This is a genomic window from Providencia sp. PROV116 (genome assembly GCF_028482485.1).
GTDB lineage: Bacteria > Pseudomonadota > Gammaproteobacteria > Enterobacterales > Enterobacteriaceae > Providencia > Providencia rettgeri.
The window spans coordinates 1-18,673 of record NZ_JAMPQO010000004.1; the positions used below are offsets into that span (position 1 = coordinate 1).

General features: G+C 39.3%; 14 protein-coding genes. 3 read left to right on the forward strand and 11 right to left on the reverse strand.

All coding sequences use genetic code 11. From position 1 onward, the window contains the following. Positions 1–32: 32 nt before the first annotated feature. Complete coding sequence (locus tag PSE72_RS04115) at positions 33–1,085, forward strand: 4-oxalomesaconate tautomerase (protein WP_198641251.1); 1,053 nt, start codon at positions 33–35, stop codon at positions 1,083–1,085. Between the two features lie 46 nt (positions 1,086–1,131). Here PSE72_RS04115 and PSE72_RS04120 read toward each other — a convergent pair whose 3' ends face one another. The 4 genes from PSE72_RS04120 to PSE72_RS04135 form a co-directional block, all read right to left on the reverse strand. Further along, entirely contained in the window at positions 1,132–2,271 is a 1,140-nt protein-coding gene (locus PSE72_RS04120; RefSeq protein ID WP_004910054.1) for an AAA family ATPase, read from the reverse strand. Further along, entirely contained in the window at positions 2,268–2,978 is a 711-nt protein-coding gene (locus PSE72_RS04125) for an RNA ligase family protein (protein ID WP_198641334.1), read from the reverse strand. The genes PSE72_RS04120 and PSE72_RS04125 overlap by 4 nt, the downstream gene beginning before the upstream one ends. Positions 2,979–3,205: 227 nt before the next feature. Next, positions 3,206–4,024 (reverse strand): VanW family protein, encoded by an 819-nt coding sequence (locus PSE72_RS04130; RefSeq protein WP_117162038.1) that lies wholly within the window; start codon positions 4,022–4,024, stop codon positions 3,206–3,208. Positions 4,025–4,339: 315 nt separating this feature from the next. Continuing rightward, positions 4,340–5,656 carry a CitMHS family transporter gene (locus PSE72_RS04135; protein WP_109911191.1) on the reverse strand — a complete coding sequence of 439 codons (1,317 nt, stop codon included), beginning with the start codon at positions 5,654–5,656 and terminating at the stop codon, positions 4,340–4,342. 542 nt (positions 5,657–6,198) lie between these two features. On the opposite strand from PSE72_RS04135, the gene PSE72_RS04140 reads away from it, so the two are divergent. Next, positions 6,199–7,290: an NADH:flavin oxidoreductase/NADH oxidase gene (locus PSE72_RS04140; RefSeq protein WP_110731861.1), complete on the forward strand. Its 1,092-nt coding sequence runs from the start codon at positions 6,199–6,201 to the stop codon at positions 7,288–7,290. A gap of 58 nt (positions 7,291–7,348) precedes the next feature. On the opposite strand, the gene PSE72_RS04145 is transcribed toward PSE72_RS04140, so the two are convergent. From PSE72_RS04145 to PSE72_RS04155, 3 genes are all read right to left on the reverse strand, one after another. Continuing rightward, positions 7,349–7,669, reverse strand: coding sequence for a hypothetical protein (locus tag PSE72_RS04145; protein ID WP_004910043.1), 321 nt, complete (start codon positions 7,667–7,669; stop codon positions 7,349–7,351). A 230-nt stretch (positions 7,670–7,899) separates the two neighbouring features. Beyond that, positions 7,900–8,772 (reverse strand): DMT family transporter, encoded by an 873-nt coding sequence (locus PSE72_RS04150; protein WP_110731860.1) that lies wholly within the window; start codon positions 8,770–8,772, stop codon positions 7,900–7,902. A 640-nt stretch (positions 8,773–9,412) separates the two neighbouring features. Beyond that, positions 9,413–10,885, reverse strand: coding sequence for an anion permease (locus tag PSE72_RS04155; RefSeq protein ID WP_004910038.1), 1,473 nt, complete (start codon positions 10,883–10,885; stop codon positions 9,413–9,415). 638 nt (positions 10,886–11,523) lie between these two features. Between PSE72_RS04155 and cutA the strand changes: the two genes are divergently transcribed. Further along, positions 11,524–11,871: a divalent-cation tolerance protein CutA gene (gene cutA / locus PSE72_RS04160; RefSeq protein ID WP_115167429.1), complete on the forward strand. Its 348-nt coding sequence runs from the start codon at positions 11,524–11,526 to the stop codon at positions 11,869–11,871. Positions 11,872–12,220: 349 nt separating this feature from the next. On the opposite strand, the gene PSE72_RS04165 is transcribed toward cutA, so the two are convergent. The 4 genes from PSE72_RS04165 to betI all read right to left on the reverse strand — a co-directional run bounded on the left by PSE72_RS04165 (position 12,221) and on the right by betI (position 18,667). Next, the gene (locus PSE72_RS04165) at positions 12,221–14,476 is read right to left on the reverse strand and encodes a TonB-dependent receptor domain-containing protein (RefSeq protein ID WP_115167430.1); all 2,256 of its coding nucleotides are present in this window, start codon (positions 14,474–14,476) and stop codon (positions 12,221–12,223) included. Positions 14,477–14,844: 368 nt separating this feature from the next. Further along, positions 14,845–16,524 (reverse strand): choline dehydrogenase, encoded by a 1,680-nt coding sequence (gene betA, locus PSE72_RS04170; RefSeq protein ID WP_115167431.1) that lies wholly within the window; start codon positions 16,522–16,524, stop codon positions 14,845–14,847. Positions 16,525–16,563: 39 nt separating this feature from the next. Further along, on the reverse strand, positions 16,564–18,042 hold the full coding sequence (gene betB / locus PSE72_RS04175; RefSeq protein ID WP_115167432.1) for a betaine-aldehyde dehydrogenase: 1,479 nt from the start codon (positions 18,040–18,042) through the stop codon (positions 16,564–16,566). 22 nt (positions 18,043–18,064) lie between these two features. Beyond that, entirely contained in the window at positions 18,065–18,667 is a 603-nt protein-coding gene (gene betI, locus PSE72_RS04180) for a transcriptional regulator BetI (RefSeq protein WP_042851798.1), read from the reverse strand. Positions 18,668–18,673 lie beyond the last annotated feature (6 nt).

The window sequence follows — 18,673 nt, forward strand, 5'->3', positions numbered from 1 at the left end:
CAGGCACAGCGTGAAATATAACGGGTAAACAGATGAAAAAAATTCCTTGTACCTTAATGCGTGGCGGCACCTCGAAAGGCGTATTCCTTTTAGCTGACTCCCTTCCTAAAGACATAAAACAACGGGATGAGCTGATCCTAGCGATTATGGGGTCTGGTCATGCTTTGCAAATTGATGGCATTGGTGGTGGCAGCCCACAAACCAGTAAAGTCGCTATTATTAGCCCTTCAACTCACCGTGATGCTGATATTGATTATTTATTTGCTCAGGTTTCTATTACTGAGCGCATTGTTGATACGGCACCAAATTGTGGCAATATTCTTTGTGCCGTAGGTTCTTTTGCTATTGAAAAAGGCTTGGTGCCCATCACAGGAGAAACAACGACTGTGAGGATCCGTAATGTCAATACAAACACCTTCGTCAACTCTACTGTACAAACGCCTGATGGCCATGTCGATTATGATGGTGACACCGAAATTGCGAGTGTACCCGGTCATGCCGCGCCTGTTGCACTGACATTTTTAAATGCTTGTGGAACTAAAACAGGAAAATTGCTCCCGACTGGCCACGCTATTGACACCATTGAAGGTATTGATGTTAGTTGTATTGATATGGCGATGCCTGTGGTGTTAATTGATGCCCCTCAGCTTAATAAAACCGGTTATGAAACCGCAGAACAGCTTGAAGCTGATGCCGAATTTATGCAAAAGCTAGAAGCTATTCGTATACAAGCAGGCGCAGTGATGGGACTTGGTGATGTTAGCAAAAAAGTTATTCCTAAACCTATATTGATTTCACCTGCCATTCACGGTGGAACAATTAATGTCCGTTATTTTATGCCACATAAATGCCATGGCGCACTTGCCGTGACTGGTGCTATCGCCATTGCGACAAGTACTATTGTTCCTAATAGTATTACTCAGCAATATATTCACTCTGTTGATATGAATAATATTTCCATTGAACATTTAAGTGGAAAATTTGACGTATCGTTAAACCAGCAAGGCAATTCACCGGAAGGGATTCAGGCATCAATTATTCGTACAGCGAGAAAACTCTTCGAGGGCGATGTGTACGTTCCTTAAAACTAATATCACGTCCTGCCTCTAGCTAAGAGGCAGGCGATTAATTTTACTTTTCTGCAAGTAACGGTTCAAAATTACCGTCAATATAATAGGAAACCTGATGGGCTTCATCTGGCGTTGGTAATTCTAACTTCCCTGCCATTTTTTCCATAACCAGCTCTGGAACCGCATATTTACGCTGTTGATTTTGTTGTCGCCACTGTTTAAATGGCACTTCCAAATAAACTAAATGAACTTTGGCTTGGTAGCGTTCAAATAAACTGATCATACTGGCACGTAGCGAAGCACTTAATGAGGTCGCATTCCATATAAAATCCGTTTTCGTTCGCAAAAAAACCTTAGCCTGTTCTTTCGCTTGCTGCGCCACCCAGCCTTGGGCATTTTTATCTGCTGGGTTAATTTTATGTTCTCGGCGAATATCATCTAAACATACCACCGGAGTTCGTGGGTAAAACTGTTTGATAAAATGGTCTTTTCCCATCCCCGGCAAACCACATAGCATAACGACTTCGCTCCCAGTTTCTTCAAAAGGTTGATAATCTGTAGTACCTTTTTGGTGATGAAAATAATGGAAACGCCCAGCTTGCGAAGCAAATGATTTAGGTTGGTCCCAACAACCCTGCTCACGACAGAACAACTCAAATAGTTCGATTCTGACCAACAATTCCGCTTTATCTTCACACGTACGCCCTATCGCATCGGCTTTCGCTAGCATACACAATAAAGACATTTCAACGCGCAACGAGGCGGCAAATAACGTGCGTTCAGGATCTGGCTTTTCCATTAACCAAAGCGGTAAACCATGAAATCGAACTAAAGCTGCAATTTGTTCACGAATAGCAAAAGGAGTTTCTATTTGTCGAAATAATATATTGCGTACCGATAACTCGCCTTTTTTGGCATGTCCAGGCGAATGAATTCGCCCTTCTTCATCTTCTTTTGTTGTACTGCGTTTTTCGACGTCATGTAGCAACGCTGCCGCCCAAACGATTTGTTGTTTAAGTTCTGGAAGCTGTTGATATTCAGGTAACCCCTCCAAAGCCGCTAACACCATTTGAGTGTGAATAGCCACATTGCCTTCCGCATGGTGCAAACGGTCTTGCGGCACATGTTGCATATCACACACAAAATCGAACTCTCTTTCAAGCTGTGCCCAATCACGATATTGGGTTAATTGCCAACTCATGGTTGTTCTCCTTGTAATTCAAAGGCCAGCTTGGCTCGCTGCCAATGCCGCTTCCAGTGGATATCCGTTTTGACATGGTTTTTACGCACATATTTAAAAACATGTGCCATAAAATCATCCACATGAAACCCTTGACTATCACGGCTCACAATCCCTTCCATGCTACAGGCTTTCCCTGTGTGAGTATCACGCGCAATAAATTGGCTATCTAATGATGCAGCAGTAATTAATGAACTTGCATATTCTTGCTTGTCCATATGTTTACTGAGTGATAAATCTAATTGGGGGACAGTTGGAAAATCAAATAAAGCCGCATAAAATTGCACCTCTTCCCAACTAAGCCAATACTCCCCTTGCCTAACAGCAAACACATAGAAATAATCTTCAATATGTTGATATTCAATGGAATGTATTGCATAAAGGTTTTCACCGAATAGTTCAATATCCCCTAAATCATCTTTAATCAACTGCCAACGTTGGCGAATTTGCTGGCTCCATGCCGATTGAGTTGGAGCCCCATGAGAGCGCGCAAAAACCCCATAACGGTTTAAGCAATTATTTTCACCATCCAGTTTTTCTGTGTGAATCAGTTTGTCTATATTTTGGATGTGCGACCACCAATCGCTATTAATGCGATCATCACTAGTCGTACCAGGGGAGAACGGATAGTGATACGTTCTACCATACTTTCTTGATTGCATATTCATCATGCTTTCTCTAAAGAAATAGAAATAACCACAAATCTTTTTGCTAGATTTGCGTCTTTAATTGTTGAGAAATCAAGTGTAGGTATTACATATCTATTCCGAGTAACGGCCTCATTTTTACTTAGCTAAGGGTCAAAATTAGCGAAATTAAAGGAAAACAGTTAAATTTTAGTCTAATTGTCAAGAAAAAGGCTATCAATTTATTCCTAATCTCATTGCTAGCGATATTATTCAACCGCTATCTGGCTTTCATCTAAGGAATATTTCACTATCACTTTATTACGATACAAACAATTATCTTGCAAAGTACTAGGTTCTTGTCCTTTAGTTGTCACTTTTTGCCAAATTTCGTTATGCCGGTATATAACTCCATTTTCTCGGGTAAACTTATGGTTTTTCTCATAAATATGGTATTTATGTTCACGTGAGGTACAACTCAATAACTCCCCTTCGAGTTGATGCTCAGCGATATTAAATACCAATTGAAAAGCACTTTGTGTCGGATTATAGAAAACCAAATCGATATAATTATAAAAGATTGCCGCCCCTGAACCAAAAGGCAATACACGACCTTCATCTGGAAATGGGTCAAAACTATGATTAGCGCGCTCAACCACTTGCAATGGAGAATGCAATACCATCCAATGAATTAAATTACTTAGTTGGCAAATTCCCCCGCCAATCCCTGAACGAGCTTCACCAAATGAAAGTTCCATACCTTCAAGAAAACCTCTGCGCGAAGTCGGTTTTCCTACGAGCCGACAAAATGAAAAATATTCTCCTGGGTAAATAATAACCCCATTCATCGCTTCGGCAGCAATACGCAAGTTCGTTACTTTGTTGTATTGCAAACGTAGGTCTGATTCACCTAATTTACGGATCAGCTTAGATGTATGCTTGTTGTAGCGATACTCAAGGCGTTCACTGGATTTTGACTTCGCATAATGCTTGGCAGAACATACCCAATGCAATCTTCGAACTAAGCGCTTTTGAGTTACGCGCAGCCAATAGAGAATAGGATGATAGGAAGAAAGTGGCCTACGCATAACAAACCTTATTGATATAATTAACCAATAAATCATGTCATAGCCATTCGTATTACGACATAGTAACTATCTGATAGTTAATACGTGATAGTTGAATAGCTAAAAAATAATCAAACCCTAGTTACCTATCACTAGAATTTACTTTCGAAGCCAAAAACGCGGTGGCAAGCAAGATGAAGATGGTTTGATATAAGGATTTAAGAAGAGATAATTTGCTCTAAGGATTTCATGTCACAGCTAGGCCGCAAAAAAGTAAATCCCTAGGAGCATACACAAGTATGTGACTAGGGTTTACTTTTGAAGCCAACGAGCAAATTAATACAAGCCGAGTAGCGCCCCAACTGCTAACAAAAAGAAACTAAACAACCAAATCCAACCAAATGAATAGCGTAAGTGACGGCCCATATCAATTCCAGCCAAACCCATTGCTAACCATGCTGCTGGTGAAAATGGGCTCACGAAGGTTCCCGCGTTGTTACCTATCGCCATGGCGTAAACAACGGAAGATGGGTCAACACCAACTGTGGCTGCAATTTGTTGAATTATTGGTAATAAAGCAAAATAGTAAGCATCTGTACTCGTAAAAATATCCATCGGTACACCTAAAATACCGACAAAAATATGGACTTTAGAAACCCATTCTGTTGGTAAAATAGCCGTTAAGTCTGTTGCAATTGACTCAAGCATCCCACCTTCAGATAAAATACCTAAGAATGCTCCCGCTGCTAATATTATGGCCACCATTCCCAACGCTTGCGGTGCATGGGCTGCCAAAATTTTCATTTGGTCCCTAGGGTTAGGGAAGTTAACCATTAAAGCAATGGAAAGTGCGATCATAAAAACATAAGGCGCTGATAATAATCCGAATGCTAAACAGATAACAGATGCGATGATTAACCCACCATTGATAAGTGGTTTTTTGGGTTTCTGAACTGTATCGCTTATATCTGCAGTGTCATCACTAACAGGTAGTAAAGAATCCATTTCATATGGCGTAGTGCCTTTCAAACTTGCCGCTGCAATACGTCTTTTCTCACGTAATCCCATCAGAATAGCAAATACCACTGCGCCAGCCATGCCAATTAATTGTACAGGGATCAAATGTTGCCATAGAGTCGAGGCGTCAATTCCAGTGACAGCCGAAGCTCGACCTAATGGGCCACCCCAAGGTACCATATTCATGACCCCCATACTGGCGCACATCAGCAATAACATTAAATAAGGGCTCATCCCTAGTTGGCGGTATAAAGGTAATAAGGCAGGAATAATAATTAAGAATGTCGCAGCGCCTGACCCATCTAAATGGACAACCCCCGCAATTAACGTTGTCATAATACAAACAATAATAATATTTCCACGCGTCATTTTAACCATAAAACGAATCAACGGATCAAAAATGTGCAGGTCTTTCATTAAGCTAAAAAATAAAATCGCAAATAAAAACATCGCAGCGACTTTTGACACTTTATTAATACCACTTTCAAAGAATACTGAAATTTCAGCAACAGAGTAACCAGCAAATAAAGCACCAATAAAGGGGATACAAGACATTGCGATAATTGGGCTAACTTTCCCCATCATCAATAATGTTACTATCGATAAAATGATTAAAATACCAATAATTGTCAGCACATCTACTTCCTTCTTAGAATTATATTTTTCAGGTGAACACAAAATTTAGCTTGGCTTGCATTAGCTTAACAAGCTTGTTTCTTATATAAACCCTTGAATATAACCGCAAGGAATATTTTATATTTTTGCTTCACAAACAATGCATTAATTCTTATTTAAATTATCATTTAAAATAAAAAAATAGCTTTATTCTCTATTAGAACCATTAAAACCATAAGCAGAAATTAACGCCACTCTAAGTTGGTGGTAATTAATTTTATTTATAAGTTACAGAATTATAACAATCAAAAAATAATAGTTATTATTATATTTTATTTTTTATCTAATTTTTTTATATTTTTTCCCTCGTTTTTCATTATGTTGCTAGGGAAATATACTTTTTATGGTTTTGAACAAATATGCAAAATTTCACTTGATTTTCTATCAACGATCCGCTGTAAAAACAAAATTTCCCCCGTAAAACCACACCATCTCACAAAAAAAACTTGGCTAACCGAGTATAATATTAAAGTAATTTAAGTTTGCTAATAAGGAATGTTTCAATGAGCCGCCTTTTTTCACCTGTATCAATAGGCCAAGTTTCTCTGAAAAATCGAATTATTGTTCCCCCTATGTGCCAATACTCCGCAGAAAATGGCATGCCAACAGCATGGCATAAAGCCCACTATATGAACCTTGCTTTATCTGGTGCCTCTTTAGTTATTGTAGAAGCTAGCGCTGTTGTTCCTGAAGGGCGTATTACCTACAAAGATCTTGGTTTATGGAATGATGAACAAATGGCTGCAATGCAACAAATGCTCAACGATATCAGGCAGTTTTCAGATGCACGCTTAGGGGTACAAATCGCTCATGCAGGCAGGAAAGCATCAACTGATTTACCTTGGTTGGGAGGTAAAAGTATCCAGCCCACACAACCTAATGGTTGGCAAACTGTTGCACCATCTGCGCTCGCTTTTGGTGATAATGCGGTACCACATGCATTAACCATTGAAGAAATTTTACAGCTAAAACAACAGTTTATTGATGCAGCTATTCGTGCTGAAAAAGCAGGTTTTGACGTTATTGAGATCCATGCCGCTCATGGATATTTACTGCATGAGTTCTTATCACCAGTATCAAACTTACGACAAGATGAATATGGTGGATGCTTTAAGGGGCGTACTCGATTACTTATCAATATTTTCCATGAAATGAGAAAAGCGATTAACCCTAATATTGCAATTGGCGTGCGGATCTCTGCAACAGACTGGCTTGAATCGGGTTGGAATACACCTGAATCTATTGAGCTTACTGAATTACTAGAGGATTTGGGTTGCGACTACATTCACGTTTCGTCAGGTGGGCTATCACCAGAGCAACAAATACCATTGAGCCCAAATTACCAAGTCCCTTTAGCCCAAGCTATTCATGAAAATACCATGATGCCTGTCATTGCTGTAGGTCTTATCACTGAACCTTTACAAGCTGAAGCCATTATTGCAACCCACCAAGCAGATTTGGTGGCTATTGGCAGAGGGATCCTATTTGAGCCACGTTGGCCTTGGCGAGCAGCGAGCGAATTGAATGAACAGATAGATGTTGCGCCACAATACTTGCGCAGTGCTCCACATCAATTTAAACATTTATTTAAATAAAAATAATAAACTCGCAGCTATTGTTGATTGATAATAAATAGCTGCGAGTAATAAACAATTAACGCGCGTTAGTCGAACACTGTTGAACAAATTCAATCATGGTTTTTTGGAATTCAGGTTCTGCAGTACCTGATTTTTCTAATTCCGCATCCATACGTTTAAACTCAGCTAAACCATATTTTTCAATTGTTTTATCGTAGGCACAACCACAAATTGCACTGACCGCATTTGCCGTTTCACCTTGCGGGTTTCCTGATGCAACAACACAGGTATTCACAAAATTCTCTTTGTACTCCGCAATTTCTGATTTTTCATCAGAACATGCAGACAACACAACCATCGCTCCCGCCATACCTAATATTAATGCTAATTTTTTCATTTTATGCCCATTTCCTATTCAGCTTTAACTAAGGTGATAATAATAAACCGCTATTATTCCTAGTTCACGCTATTTTGGATATATCGTTTATATTTTCAATACCATTAATCTTAATACGCAAAATAAGACGCTCTTATTAAGATTAATATCCCTATCACTAACTATTCATAACAATCATAGCTGTTTTCTGGTAAAAAAGCTGTATTAACCCATTTTTTATTATGTGTATTTTACCTTGGTAATGAATTAGAACAACGCCATCGATAGTAGAATAATGATGATAAAATTAGCACACAACCCACAATTTGGATAAAAGGCATTCTTTCATGGTACCAAATCGCCGCGACAAAAACGGTCATCACGGGTTCAAGGATCATAATAATTGCCGCATTTCCTGCTGTGGTATTTTTTTGACCAATAAGCTGTAACACAAAGCGCAAACTCGTTGCTATCACCACACTAGCAATAAACCACATCATGGTAGGCGTTGTCATGCTGCTCGGCCATTCTTCTAAAAAGAATGACAAGACTAGCCCTGTCATTCCTGTACAAGCAAGTTGAATGGCCGTTAACGGTAAAAGAGGAATTGTTCGGGTATATAAACTGGTATAACAAAAATAGATAGCTTGGACAATTGCCGCGCCAAGAAACCACAGTTGACTTGCTTTAAATTCAAGTTGAGCCTTAAATAGGGTTAAGCATGCCAGCCCTAATACCGCAACAGGGAGTGCTTCCCAGAAATAACGAACAGGTTTATTTTTTAAAATAACCCATGCAACTAACGGAACAAATAACATAGCGAGGCTCATAATAAAAGCCCCTTCGCCAATTGAGTCTGTTATTGCCACCGCGTGGATCCAGAGCGCCATATTTAATGACATCCAACCGCCTGTCATTAATATTTTTGGTAATTGCTTCACCGTTATTCTATTTTTTTTCCCTCGGCAAAAAGGGGCTAAAATGATAGCAGCGAGTAAAAAACGACTACCAAGAAAGGCAAATATTGGCATTCCCTGCACAGCTTCTCGGGAAAATACCCATCCCCAAGCTGCAATTATCGTGGTAAGCACCAAGAAAAATTCTGCCTTTCTTTGTGAATACATGTGTTCCTCTGAATGAATTAACTGACTCGCAGCTACATCATACTGGCTTTTGCATGTAAACCAATCACATTTATGGCCTTTATCTCCGACTTCTCTAAATAAAAAATATCTCGCCAAAAAATAATAAATGTAACCTTAAATCAAGAGCCATTTCCTCTTAATAAAGAGGATTTTTCTCTTAAGCTACCTTTTTCCTTATTAAATAGATTAAATCTCATTTCAAATAGGATAAAAGAGGAAGTTTGCATAAAAGCTCATCAATTTTTCTTCTTGTATGACCTGAGATAATTAAGACAGGCGAACAGTGTCAATCTTACCGATTGAAGTTTTATCTTCAACTTAATGGAAGGTCATAGCATGGTTATTCAAAAAACATTACCGATAGATAACGATACAATCAAAAAGGTAAAGGCGGCGATCAATAAAAGAAAGTATGCACATGCCAACGAAATAAGTCTGTTATGGCAACACGCATTAAAATCATCGTCAGTCTGTAGTTGGGGGAAAGTGATGTTGATTTCTATAATAAGTGGCCTTGTTGTCACAATAGCCACTTCTTTGTAGCAAGGGATATTAAAAAGAAGAAATCGAGCCGATAGCCCGATTTCTATTGGTTGTTTTTAATGACTAATTCAGCTAATTACCAATAACCTAAGAATTTCCACCAAACGCTACCAATGAAGAACCAAATGGCTAAGTTAACCACACTCATGACAAAACCAGTTTTCCACCATTCAGCAAGAGTGGCATAACCTGACCCAAAGATAATCGGGGCTGTTCCTGTACCATAATGTGTTAATGACATCATTAGTGATGATGAGAATGCTAGCGTTAAGGCCAACAACATTGGTGGAGCGCCAAGCGCTAAACCTGCGGAGAAAAATGCCGCATACATTGCCGTAATATGCGCCGTTGTACTCGCGAAGAAATAGTGGGAATACACATAAATTAAAACAAGAATTAGCATTCCCCATACCCAGCTAATGCCCATTCCATCTATGGTTGCACCGACTGTTAATGACATCCATTTAATGAGACCGAGTTTTCCTAAGAAACTCGCCATCATCACTAAAGCGGAGAACCAGACAACCGTATCCCAAGCCCCTTTGTTTTTTAGCACGTCATCCCAATTAATGACTCCTGTTGCTAATAGAATACTCAACCCAATAAAGGCCGCAGTGGTAGCATTAACACTATATGCAGGCCCAAAAATCATTGCAGGTACACCGGCCCACATCAAAAGTAATAACCCAAAAACACCGAGCGTTATTTTTTCAGGCAATGAAACTGGGCCTAATTGCTGCAAACGTTCTTTGGCAAAATTTGGTGCATCCGGTGTTGAGGTAATTTCCGGTTTATACATAAAATAGATAACCAAGGGCATTAATATTAATGACACGATGGCTGGAACAAATGCGGCAATAGCCCACATCCCCCAAGTTAATTCATTTTCTTGGCTAGTCTCGCTAATTATCAAACTAACAATTAATGGATTGGGAGCTGTCGCCGTAATAAACATTGCGGAAGTAATCGGGTTAATATTGTAGTTAACGAGTGATAAGTAGCGCCCTATTTTACCTGCGGTTCCATCTTCGGCCTTTGACCCAAAACTATCTGAAATCGAACGCATAATTGGGTGAATAATTCCCCCTCCTCGCGCAGTATTACTTGGTGTGACAGGAGCCAAAATTGTTTCTGCTATTGCCAATGAATAAGCAATACCTAATGTTTTTTTACCAAATAAAGAAATGACATAATAACCTATCCTTGCCCCTAAACCTGTTTTATTCAAGCTCATGGAAACCATGATAGAAATACCAATTAACCAGATTAGGTCATTGGAAAAACCACTTAAAGCATCCGCAATTGCCCCTTTGGTTGATTCCGGATTAGTGACTCCTGTAGCTGCAACTAATGAAATTGCGACAATAGAAACACCCCCTATCGGTAAAGCTTTACCTATAATAGCAGCAATTGTGCCGACAAATAATGCCAAAAGGTGCCACGCATTTGGATTAACACCTTCAGGAACAGGAATTAAAAACCAAATAATTAATGTTATTGCGACTGCGATTAGAGTTGGAACAGGTTTTAAAGGTGTCAGTTTATTCATAAGGTTATCCATACACGTTTAAAGATGGAAATACAGAGTAATTTCAGTTATATATTCTAATTTTATCTTTAGATTAACAATATATAGCTCAAAAACCTTGATATTTATCAGTACGTAGATTCTTTTATGATAAAAACTCAAACTAATTTGTAACAATACGTAATATATTATTTCAGCAATTAATCTTCTGATATATCTTGCACACAAAAACAAGCTTATTCTTACATTAATAAGAGTAAGAATAAAACTGGGCTTATTATTTGCTTTTTTACTAGGCTAACAACACATAAACTCGCATTTTTCGTCTAATCAATTTTTTTCTTAATATACTAAAATTTCAATTATTTTTATAGAGCGTCATCAATTTATGATTGCTGAATCGAATTAATAAAATAAAATCAAGAAATATTCTAAATTGTGTTGAATATATAAAAAATTATAACAATGATAATAACTGATCAAAAAACGCACACTTTACTATTAAACCAATACTCTCTGCTTAATTTATATTAGTTATTATCTGATCTGATAATGCTAAAAAACACTTATAGTGAATATCCTTTGTTCTCATACACTTTTTATCCCTAATCTAATATGAGTAACAAAGCCCATCTAAATATGACTAATAAGGAAATAAAATGTCTACTGATAACATTTACACTACAAATGCTCAACGCCCATGTATTGTGTTATGTACGACCAATAACCATGAAAGTGCAATTAAAATAACCCAACATTTGTTAGCTAATCGTTTAGCTGCATGTGTTTCTCTACTCCCAGAAATAACATCAGTTTATCTATGGCATGGTAATATCACACAAGATAAGGAGATCTTACTATTGATCAAAACGACTCAAGGAAATCAACTCGATTTGTTTAATGAGATAAAAAAAATACACCCATATGAAACCCCAGAGCTCATTCGCTTAGACCCAAGCCAAATTGAAGATAATTATCTACAATGGCTGATTAACTCTATTAAATAGTAGATGTTCACCTAAATTGAATAACTAAAACGCTATAAATTGTGAGCAAATGTCGTTTTTGTATAAATTAATTCAACTGGTCGGCTATGGTTTACCGTAAATTAGTGCTATATAAATAGACTCGCTTTATATTTATTTTCCCTCCTCAAATATTTGGAGGTTTTTTTTGTCTAAAGTTGACTAGTGTATATTCCTTAAACTCGAAAAAAATCATAAAAAGCACAATTTATAAACAACATCGCTCACTGTTTTATTTAAATTATCATAAAAATTAATCTATTAAAGCCATATAAAGAATTCTATATTACCTTAGGCTAATATAAACCTAAGGTAATAATCACGAAATTAACTAAAATATTGCTTCCACACCAAGTCTAAACGTTCTTCCTGGGATAGGCATATAAATCACAGTTCCTGGGTCAAATGCATAGCGATTAGTGAAGTTATCAATGTTAAAATTCACATGAATATTTTTCGAAACATGATATTTGCCTAACAAATCGAATGTAGTGGTTGAATATAGCTTAGTTACTGGGGCCGCAGCGGTTCCCACTAGCCACTCATGAGGGTAGTCTTTGCCTGAGTTATAACGAACTCGCAAACCTGTTTGTAGTTTTTGATCAAACATTTTCACCCCAACAATACCGGTCACAACCTTTTTCGGTGGAATACGTGAAGGCGATAACCCCCAAGCAAACCCAACTGAATTACATGCCGTTGGAAGGCGACCTAACTCCATTTCGTCTCGTGAACATAACTCAGAATTGTTATAAAAAGTCGCATCGAAGGAACCAAATGTATAATTAGAATCGTATTTCAGTTCAATTTCATAACCTGAGAGTTTAAAGCTGTCATAGTTTTTCATTACGATATAAGGGTGATATACCCCCGTTGGGTTCACTCCTTGAGAGAGATAACCCTTTATATCATTATTAAAATAAGCCACACGTAATTTAGCATTATCTTCATCAAATATAAGGTTTTCTTTTTCTACATTCATTCCAACTTCAAATGATTTAGCATGTTCTGGTTTTAATGGAACATCTGGAGAATAAGAGTAGGTTTGCCCTGATGCTGTGGTCTCGAATAAACTCGGTTCTCTATAGCTATCAGAATATTTGGTATAAATATCAAATTCGTCAGTCAAATGAAAACGTAGCTCACCCATTAAATCATTTTTCGGGCCGTAGCTAATACTTTTACCTAAAACATGATCATCAGCATCGAAAGCGTGAATACGCCACCCAACTAAAGTACTCACCCATTCCCCTTTGTATGCCATATTGGTAAAGGCCGATTTATTCGTTCCTTTAGCATTACGCGTTACAGGATCTAACTCCTCACCAGGTATGGTTCCTTCTGGCGTCCAAATCGGTTGATAGGTTTTAGTCAATGGCTTTGATTTTTGTTGCATATACTCCACACCATAAGTGATATCGATAGGATAATCTGCAAACTCAGAGGTATTTTCTAAGTTAAAGCCCATTCGTTCATCGGTATAGCGATGCTGATATTGATTACCGTAGTGCGCGGTAACATCATCCGTTGTGCCATTACGTTGTTTAAATTTACCTTTTGTCCACCAAAGGCCTAAATTCATGTCTATCCATAATGAATCGGGTTTATAAGAATAGTTTAAAGAGGCAGTATCAATATCTGCGCTACCTAATGACCACTGCGGCATTTTCCCATCGAATTGGTACCAATACGCCGCTAAAACCTCTCCTGCTTTTTGTTCATGATGTCGGTAATTTAATTCAATACTTGAGTATGGGTTAAGATAAATATTAGTTTTTAATAATGTTGACTGACTTTCATAGCTGGTATTAACGACTTCTTGCCCAGGTTTAATAGGAGCATCTGTATTTTCGTATTTATGATAACCATTTTTACCGGCAAAGAAGTTCCCTTGTTTTCTATCACTATGAGCCAACAAAATGTCAAATTTATCATTTCGATATGCAACCCCAGTCGTGATAGAGCCATTATTAAAATGTGAATTCTTAACACCGTTTGAAACACGATACCCAGACTCGCCTTTTTCATCTGAAGCGATAGTCGGGCGTCGGTTATTATTGTAAATATTCCCCTTAAATAAGAAACCAAATTGGTCACCTTGGGGAATAATGTTATTTGCTGATAATGTTTTTAATTTAACCGTACCTCCGATGGCTCCTCCTGAGAATTTACTCATCGATGCCCCTTTTTCGATCTCAATTGTATCGATTAAATCCATATCCACATAAGTTCTATCTGTACTTCCTTGGTAACCACGCCAAGTGTTGGTTGATTGCAAACTGCCATCAATGATAATGGGGACTCGCCCGTTTCCTTGTAATCCTCGAATACCGATATCCAGTGCACCGGCTTCATTTCGTGCATTATTAACTTGCAATGAAGTTTCATTGGCAAATATATCTGAATTGGTCGTTCCTCTTACGGTAGAAATATCATTGGCGTCTATTTGCTTGCTATTTGACTTTATTTTGCTGGCTGTGACGAGAAGTTTATCTTTTTGAGTTGAGGTATTGGTTTGATTCGCTAATGCTGTGCTTGAAGAACATATAATAATTAAGCTAATTATGTTTTTATTTTGAAATATCATTTAAGTAATGCCTTCATTAATTAATGATGATTAGATAGACGTGAAGAAATAGCGTATAAAAGATGCGAGGATACATTTTTTATACTTTTCCATTTATGCATTTAAAGTAAATTTAAGTGCTATGCCATAGATGTAACTAGTTCGAAAAACCTTATTTATTGAATGGTTACGTACTCATTTCCCTTGTGAATATTATTAAGCCTTGGAATATACACCAATGATAATAATGATCAAGATCATAATAAATATCATTTGCATTATCATTAGTGTTATTGGTGTTAATTGACTTACCTTTATTCTTTAATCACATAAAAAAAGCGACTGATATGAATATCAATCGCTTTGTATTTAAAAATTGAGTGAATAAACTAATCTCGTAATGGCTGTTTTCTCACTGGCCTATCACCTGCAACATAATAATCTGCATCACTTGTAGGTAATGGAGGACGGTTTCGAATTTTATCGGCAATTTTCTCCGCGATCATGATGGTCGTTGCATTTAAATTCCCCGTAATAATCAACGGCATAATCGATGCATCGATAACCCGTAAATTTTCAATACCGTGAACTCGCCCTGCGCCATCAACTACCGCCATATCATCATGACCCATTTTACAGGTTCCGCATGGGTGAAAAGCGGTTTCTGCTCTCTCGCGGACAAATGCGTCTAGCTCTTCATCCGTACTAATCTGTTTTCCAGGGCTTATTTCCTCTCCGCGATATGGGTCAAGTGCAGGCTGAGCCATAATTTCACGGGTAATACGAATAGCAGCACGGAACTCTTCCCAATCCTGTTCCGATGACATGTAATTAAACAAAATGCTCGGATGTTGCCTTGGGTCTAAAGATTTTAAGCGAACACGACCTCGACTAGGCGAGCGCATTGAGCCCACATGAGCTTGAAAACCATGCTGATTGACTGCATTACTACCATTGTAGTTAATCGCCACAGGCAAAAAGTGGAATTGAATATTTGGCCATGCAAATTTTTCACTGGTACGAATAAATCCACCGGCTTCAAATTGGTTACTTGCCCCAATTCCAGTGCCTTGAAATAGCCATTCAGCACCGATTTTGGGCTGATTAATCCATTTTAATGCAGGATATAATGAAACAGGCTGTTTGCATTCATACTGCAAATACATTTCAAGGTGATCTTGCAGGTTTTGCCCAACACCGGGTAAAACATGGACAGGCGAAATATTAAATTCAGCTAAAACATCTTCAGGCCCCACGCCAGAGCGCTGCAAGATTTGCGGTGATGCTATCGCCCCAGCGCACAATAATACTTCTTTACGGGCTTTCACCACCGTAGGTACCGTGCTCTGGCCTTGGTAATACTTCACACCAACCGCTTTTTTCCCTTCAAACTCAATGGTATCTGTTGTCGCATGTGTCACAATGGTGATATTTCTTCGCCTTTTCGCTTGGTCCAAATACCCTCTTGCGGTGCTAGCACGTCGCCCTTGTGGTGTGACTGTGCGATCCATCGGACCAAACCCTTCCTGCTGAACCCCATTTAAATCATCTGTTTGCGGATATCCTGCTTGTACACCAGCTTCAACCATCGCATGGAATAACACATTATTGCCATTCTTCGGTGTGGTCACACTAACGGGGCCATCTCCACCGTGGTAATCATTAGGGCCAATATCACGTGTTTCCGCTTTTCTAAAATAAGGTAAACAATCGAGATAACGCCAGTCTTCTAACCCGGGCGCCTCTGCCCAACCGTCAAAGTCTAGAGCATTCCCTCGGATGTAACACATCCCATTAATCAATGATGAGCCACCAAGCCCCTTTCCACGTCCACACTCCATGCGGCGGTTATTCATATGCGGTTCAGGGTCAGTTTCATAAGCCCAATTATAACGTCGCCCTTGTAATGGGTACGCTAATGCCGCTGGCATTTGTGTGCGAAAATCGAACCGATAATCCGGTCCACCTGCTTCAAGGAGCAGCACAGTAACATCAGGATCTTCTGTCAGGCGGGTAGCAAGAACGTTACCGGCTGAACCAGCACCGATAATAATATAGTCATAGACCATTGTTATCTCCTCTGTTTCAGTCAAATTAAAATGATGTGATTAAAATACGGATGAAAACTCCCCGAGTTCTACTTGGATAGATTTGATTTGCGTGTAATTTTGTAGCGTCATAATGCCATTTTCACGACCAACGCCGGAATGCTTATATCCGCCCACAGGCATTTGAGCAGGTGATTCACCCCATGTATTAATCCAACAAATTCCTGCTTCTAATTGATGGATAACCCGATGTGCACGCGTTAAATCTTGTGTCACGACCCCAGCTGCAAGCCCATATACGCTATTGTTTGCACGAGCAATCACTTCATCTTCTGATTGATAACTCAAAATACTCATGACAGGACCAAAAATTTCTTCCTGCGTGATCTGCATTTCATCATGGCAATCGGTGAATACCGTTGGTGCAACATACGCACCTTGCGCAAAATCACCTTCCATTAAGCGTTCACCACCACACAATAGTTTCGCGCCTTGCTGTTTACCTAACGCAATATAACGCAATACATTTTCCATATGAGCAAAGCTGACTAATGGCCCAAAGTTAGTATTTTCGTCAACAGGTGAACCTATGTTAATCCGAGCTACACGCTCAATGATCTTGTCTTCAAACTGCGATTTAAGCGATTCAGGAACAAAAACCCTTGTTCCATTGGTACACACTTGGCCTGAACTATAAAAATTCGCCATCATGGCAATATCCGCGGCTTTATCTAAGTCTGCATCATCAAAAATAATGAGAGGTGATTTACCACCTAGTTCCATCGTCACCTCTTTTAATGAAGAGGCTGACGCATTCGCCATCACTTTTTTACCCGTTGCGATCCCCCCTGTGAATGAAACTTTGGCAATATCAGGGTGCTCTGTTAACCATTGGCCCACTTCACCGCCTTGCCCAGTCACCACATTAAATACTCCTGCAGGCACGCCCGCTTCCGTATAGATTTCAGCTAACTTTAAGGCCGTTAACGAAGTGACTTCACTGGGTTTGAATACCATAGCATTACCAGCTGCCAGAGCAGGTGCAGATTTCCATAACGCGATTTGGATGGGGTAATTCCATGCGCCAATCCCTGCCACTACCCCAAGCGGTTCACGACGAGTATAGGCAAACGCGCTATCACGCAGAGGGATCTGCTGCCCTTCTAACATAGGGATTAACCCTGCATAATATTCAAGGACATCCGCCCCTGTAACGATATCTACATAACGAGTTTCAGAAAGTGGTTTCCCCGTATCAAGCGTTTCGAGGTAAGCCAGTTCGTCGTTACGTTCCCGTAAGATATCCACCGCACGGCGTAAAATACGTGAACGTTCTATTGCGGTCATTGCCGCCCATACTTTCTGGCCTTGTTTGGCGCTTTCTACCGCCCATTGGATATCTTCAAGCGTTGCAGACTGCAAATGCGCGATAGTTTCACCATTTGCAGGGTTGACTGCAGGAAATTGCCCGCATTCAGGTTGTGAACTGTCGACATAGCCACCATGAATATAAAGCTTATGTATCGGTGGATGTTGCATATTATCTCCTCTGAATTGGTCATTAGGTTCCGATAACCTCTGCACGTTTCAGTTGCATATCGATATACTCGTTGGTGATCTTGAGTGCATCCTTAACAGGAAATTGCTCATTACTCAAAGCACTCCGTAACCATAAGCCATCAATTAAAGCAGCTAGTCCCTTCGCAGCCATCCGCGCATCCGCTTTGCTTAACACTCGCCCAAACTCATAACTTAAATTTGAATACAAACGCCGGTCATTGACCTGCTGTAAACGGTTTAAATTTGGTTGATGCATACTGCTAGCCCAGAAGGCTAACCATGTTTTCATCGCCGCCTCACTGGTTTGCGTTGGGTCGAAGTTACCTTCAACAATCGCTTGAATGCGTAATTTTGGCTCCGCCCCAGCTAACATGCGTAGGCGTATTGCTACCGCAAACCCCAATTGATATTGAATATGGCGCATAGTGGCTTCAAGTAAGCCATTTTTATCACGAAAATAATGACTAATAATTCCTGTAGAAACTCCGGCTTTACGGGCAATTAACACAAAACTGGCTTCCTGCATTCCAACTTCATTAATCACTGCCAACGTGGCTTGGATTAACTGCTGTTTACGTATCGACTGCATTCCTATCTTCGGCATGGTATT

Bases quoted from the DNA above. Each gene is read 5' to 3' on its own strand.
- PSE72_RS04115 (WP_198641251.1), top strand. From the start codon at position 33: ATGAAAAAAATTCCTTGTACCTTAATGCGTGGCGGCACCTCGAAAGGC.
- PSE72_RS04120 (WP_004910054.1), bottom strand. From the start codon at position 2,271: ATGAGTTGGCAATTAACCCAATATCGTGATTGGGCACAGCTTGAAAGA.
- PSE72_RS04125 (WP_198641334.1), bottom strand. From the start codon at position 2,978: ATGAATATGCAATCAAGAAAGTATGGTAGAACGTATCACTATCCGTTC.
- PSE72_RS04130 (WP_117162038.1), bottom strand. From the start codon at position 4,024: ATGCGTAGGCCACTTTCTTCCTATCATCCTATTCTCTATTGGCTGCGC.
- PSE72_RS04140 (WP_110731861.1), top strand. From the start codon at position 6,199: ATGAGCCGCCTTTTTTCACCTGTATCAATAGGCCAAGTTTCTCTGAAA.
- PSE72_RS04145 (WP_004910043.1), bottom strand. From the start codon at position 7,669: ATGAAAAAATTAGCATTAATATTAGGTATGGCGGGAGCGATGGTTGTG.
- PSE72_RS04150 (WP_110731860.1), bottom strand. From the start codon at position 8,772: ATGTATTCACAAAGAAAGGCAGAATTTTTCTTGGTGCTTACCACGATA.
- PSE72_RS04155 (WP_004910038.1), bottom strand. From the start codon at position 10,885: ATGAATAAACTGACACCTTTAAAACCTGTTCCAACTCTAATCGCAGTC.
- cutA (WP_115167429.1), top strand. From the start codon at position 11,524: ATGTCTACTGATAACATTTACACTACAAATGCTCAACGCCCATGTATT.
- PSE72_RS04165 (WP_115167430.1), bottom strand. From the start codon at position 14,476: ATGATATTTCAAAATAAAAACATAATTAGCTTAATTATTATATGTTCT.
- betA (WP_115167431.1), bottom strand. From the start codon at position 16,524: ATGGTCTATGACTATATTATTATCGGTGCTGGTTCAGCCGGTAACGTT.
- betB (WP_115167432.1), bottom strand. From the start codon at position 18,042: ATGCAACATCCACCGATACATAAGCTTTATATTCATGGTGGCTATGTC.
- betI (WP_042851798.1), bottom strand. From the start codon at position 18,667: ATGCCGAAGATAGGAATGCAGTCGATACGTAAACAGCAGTTAATCCAA.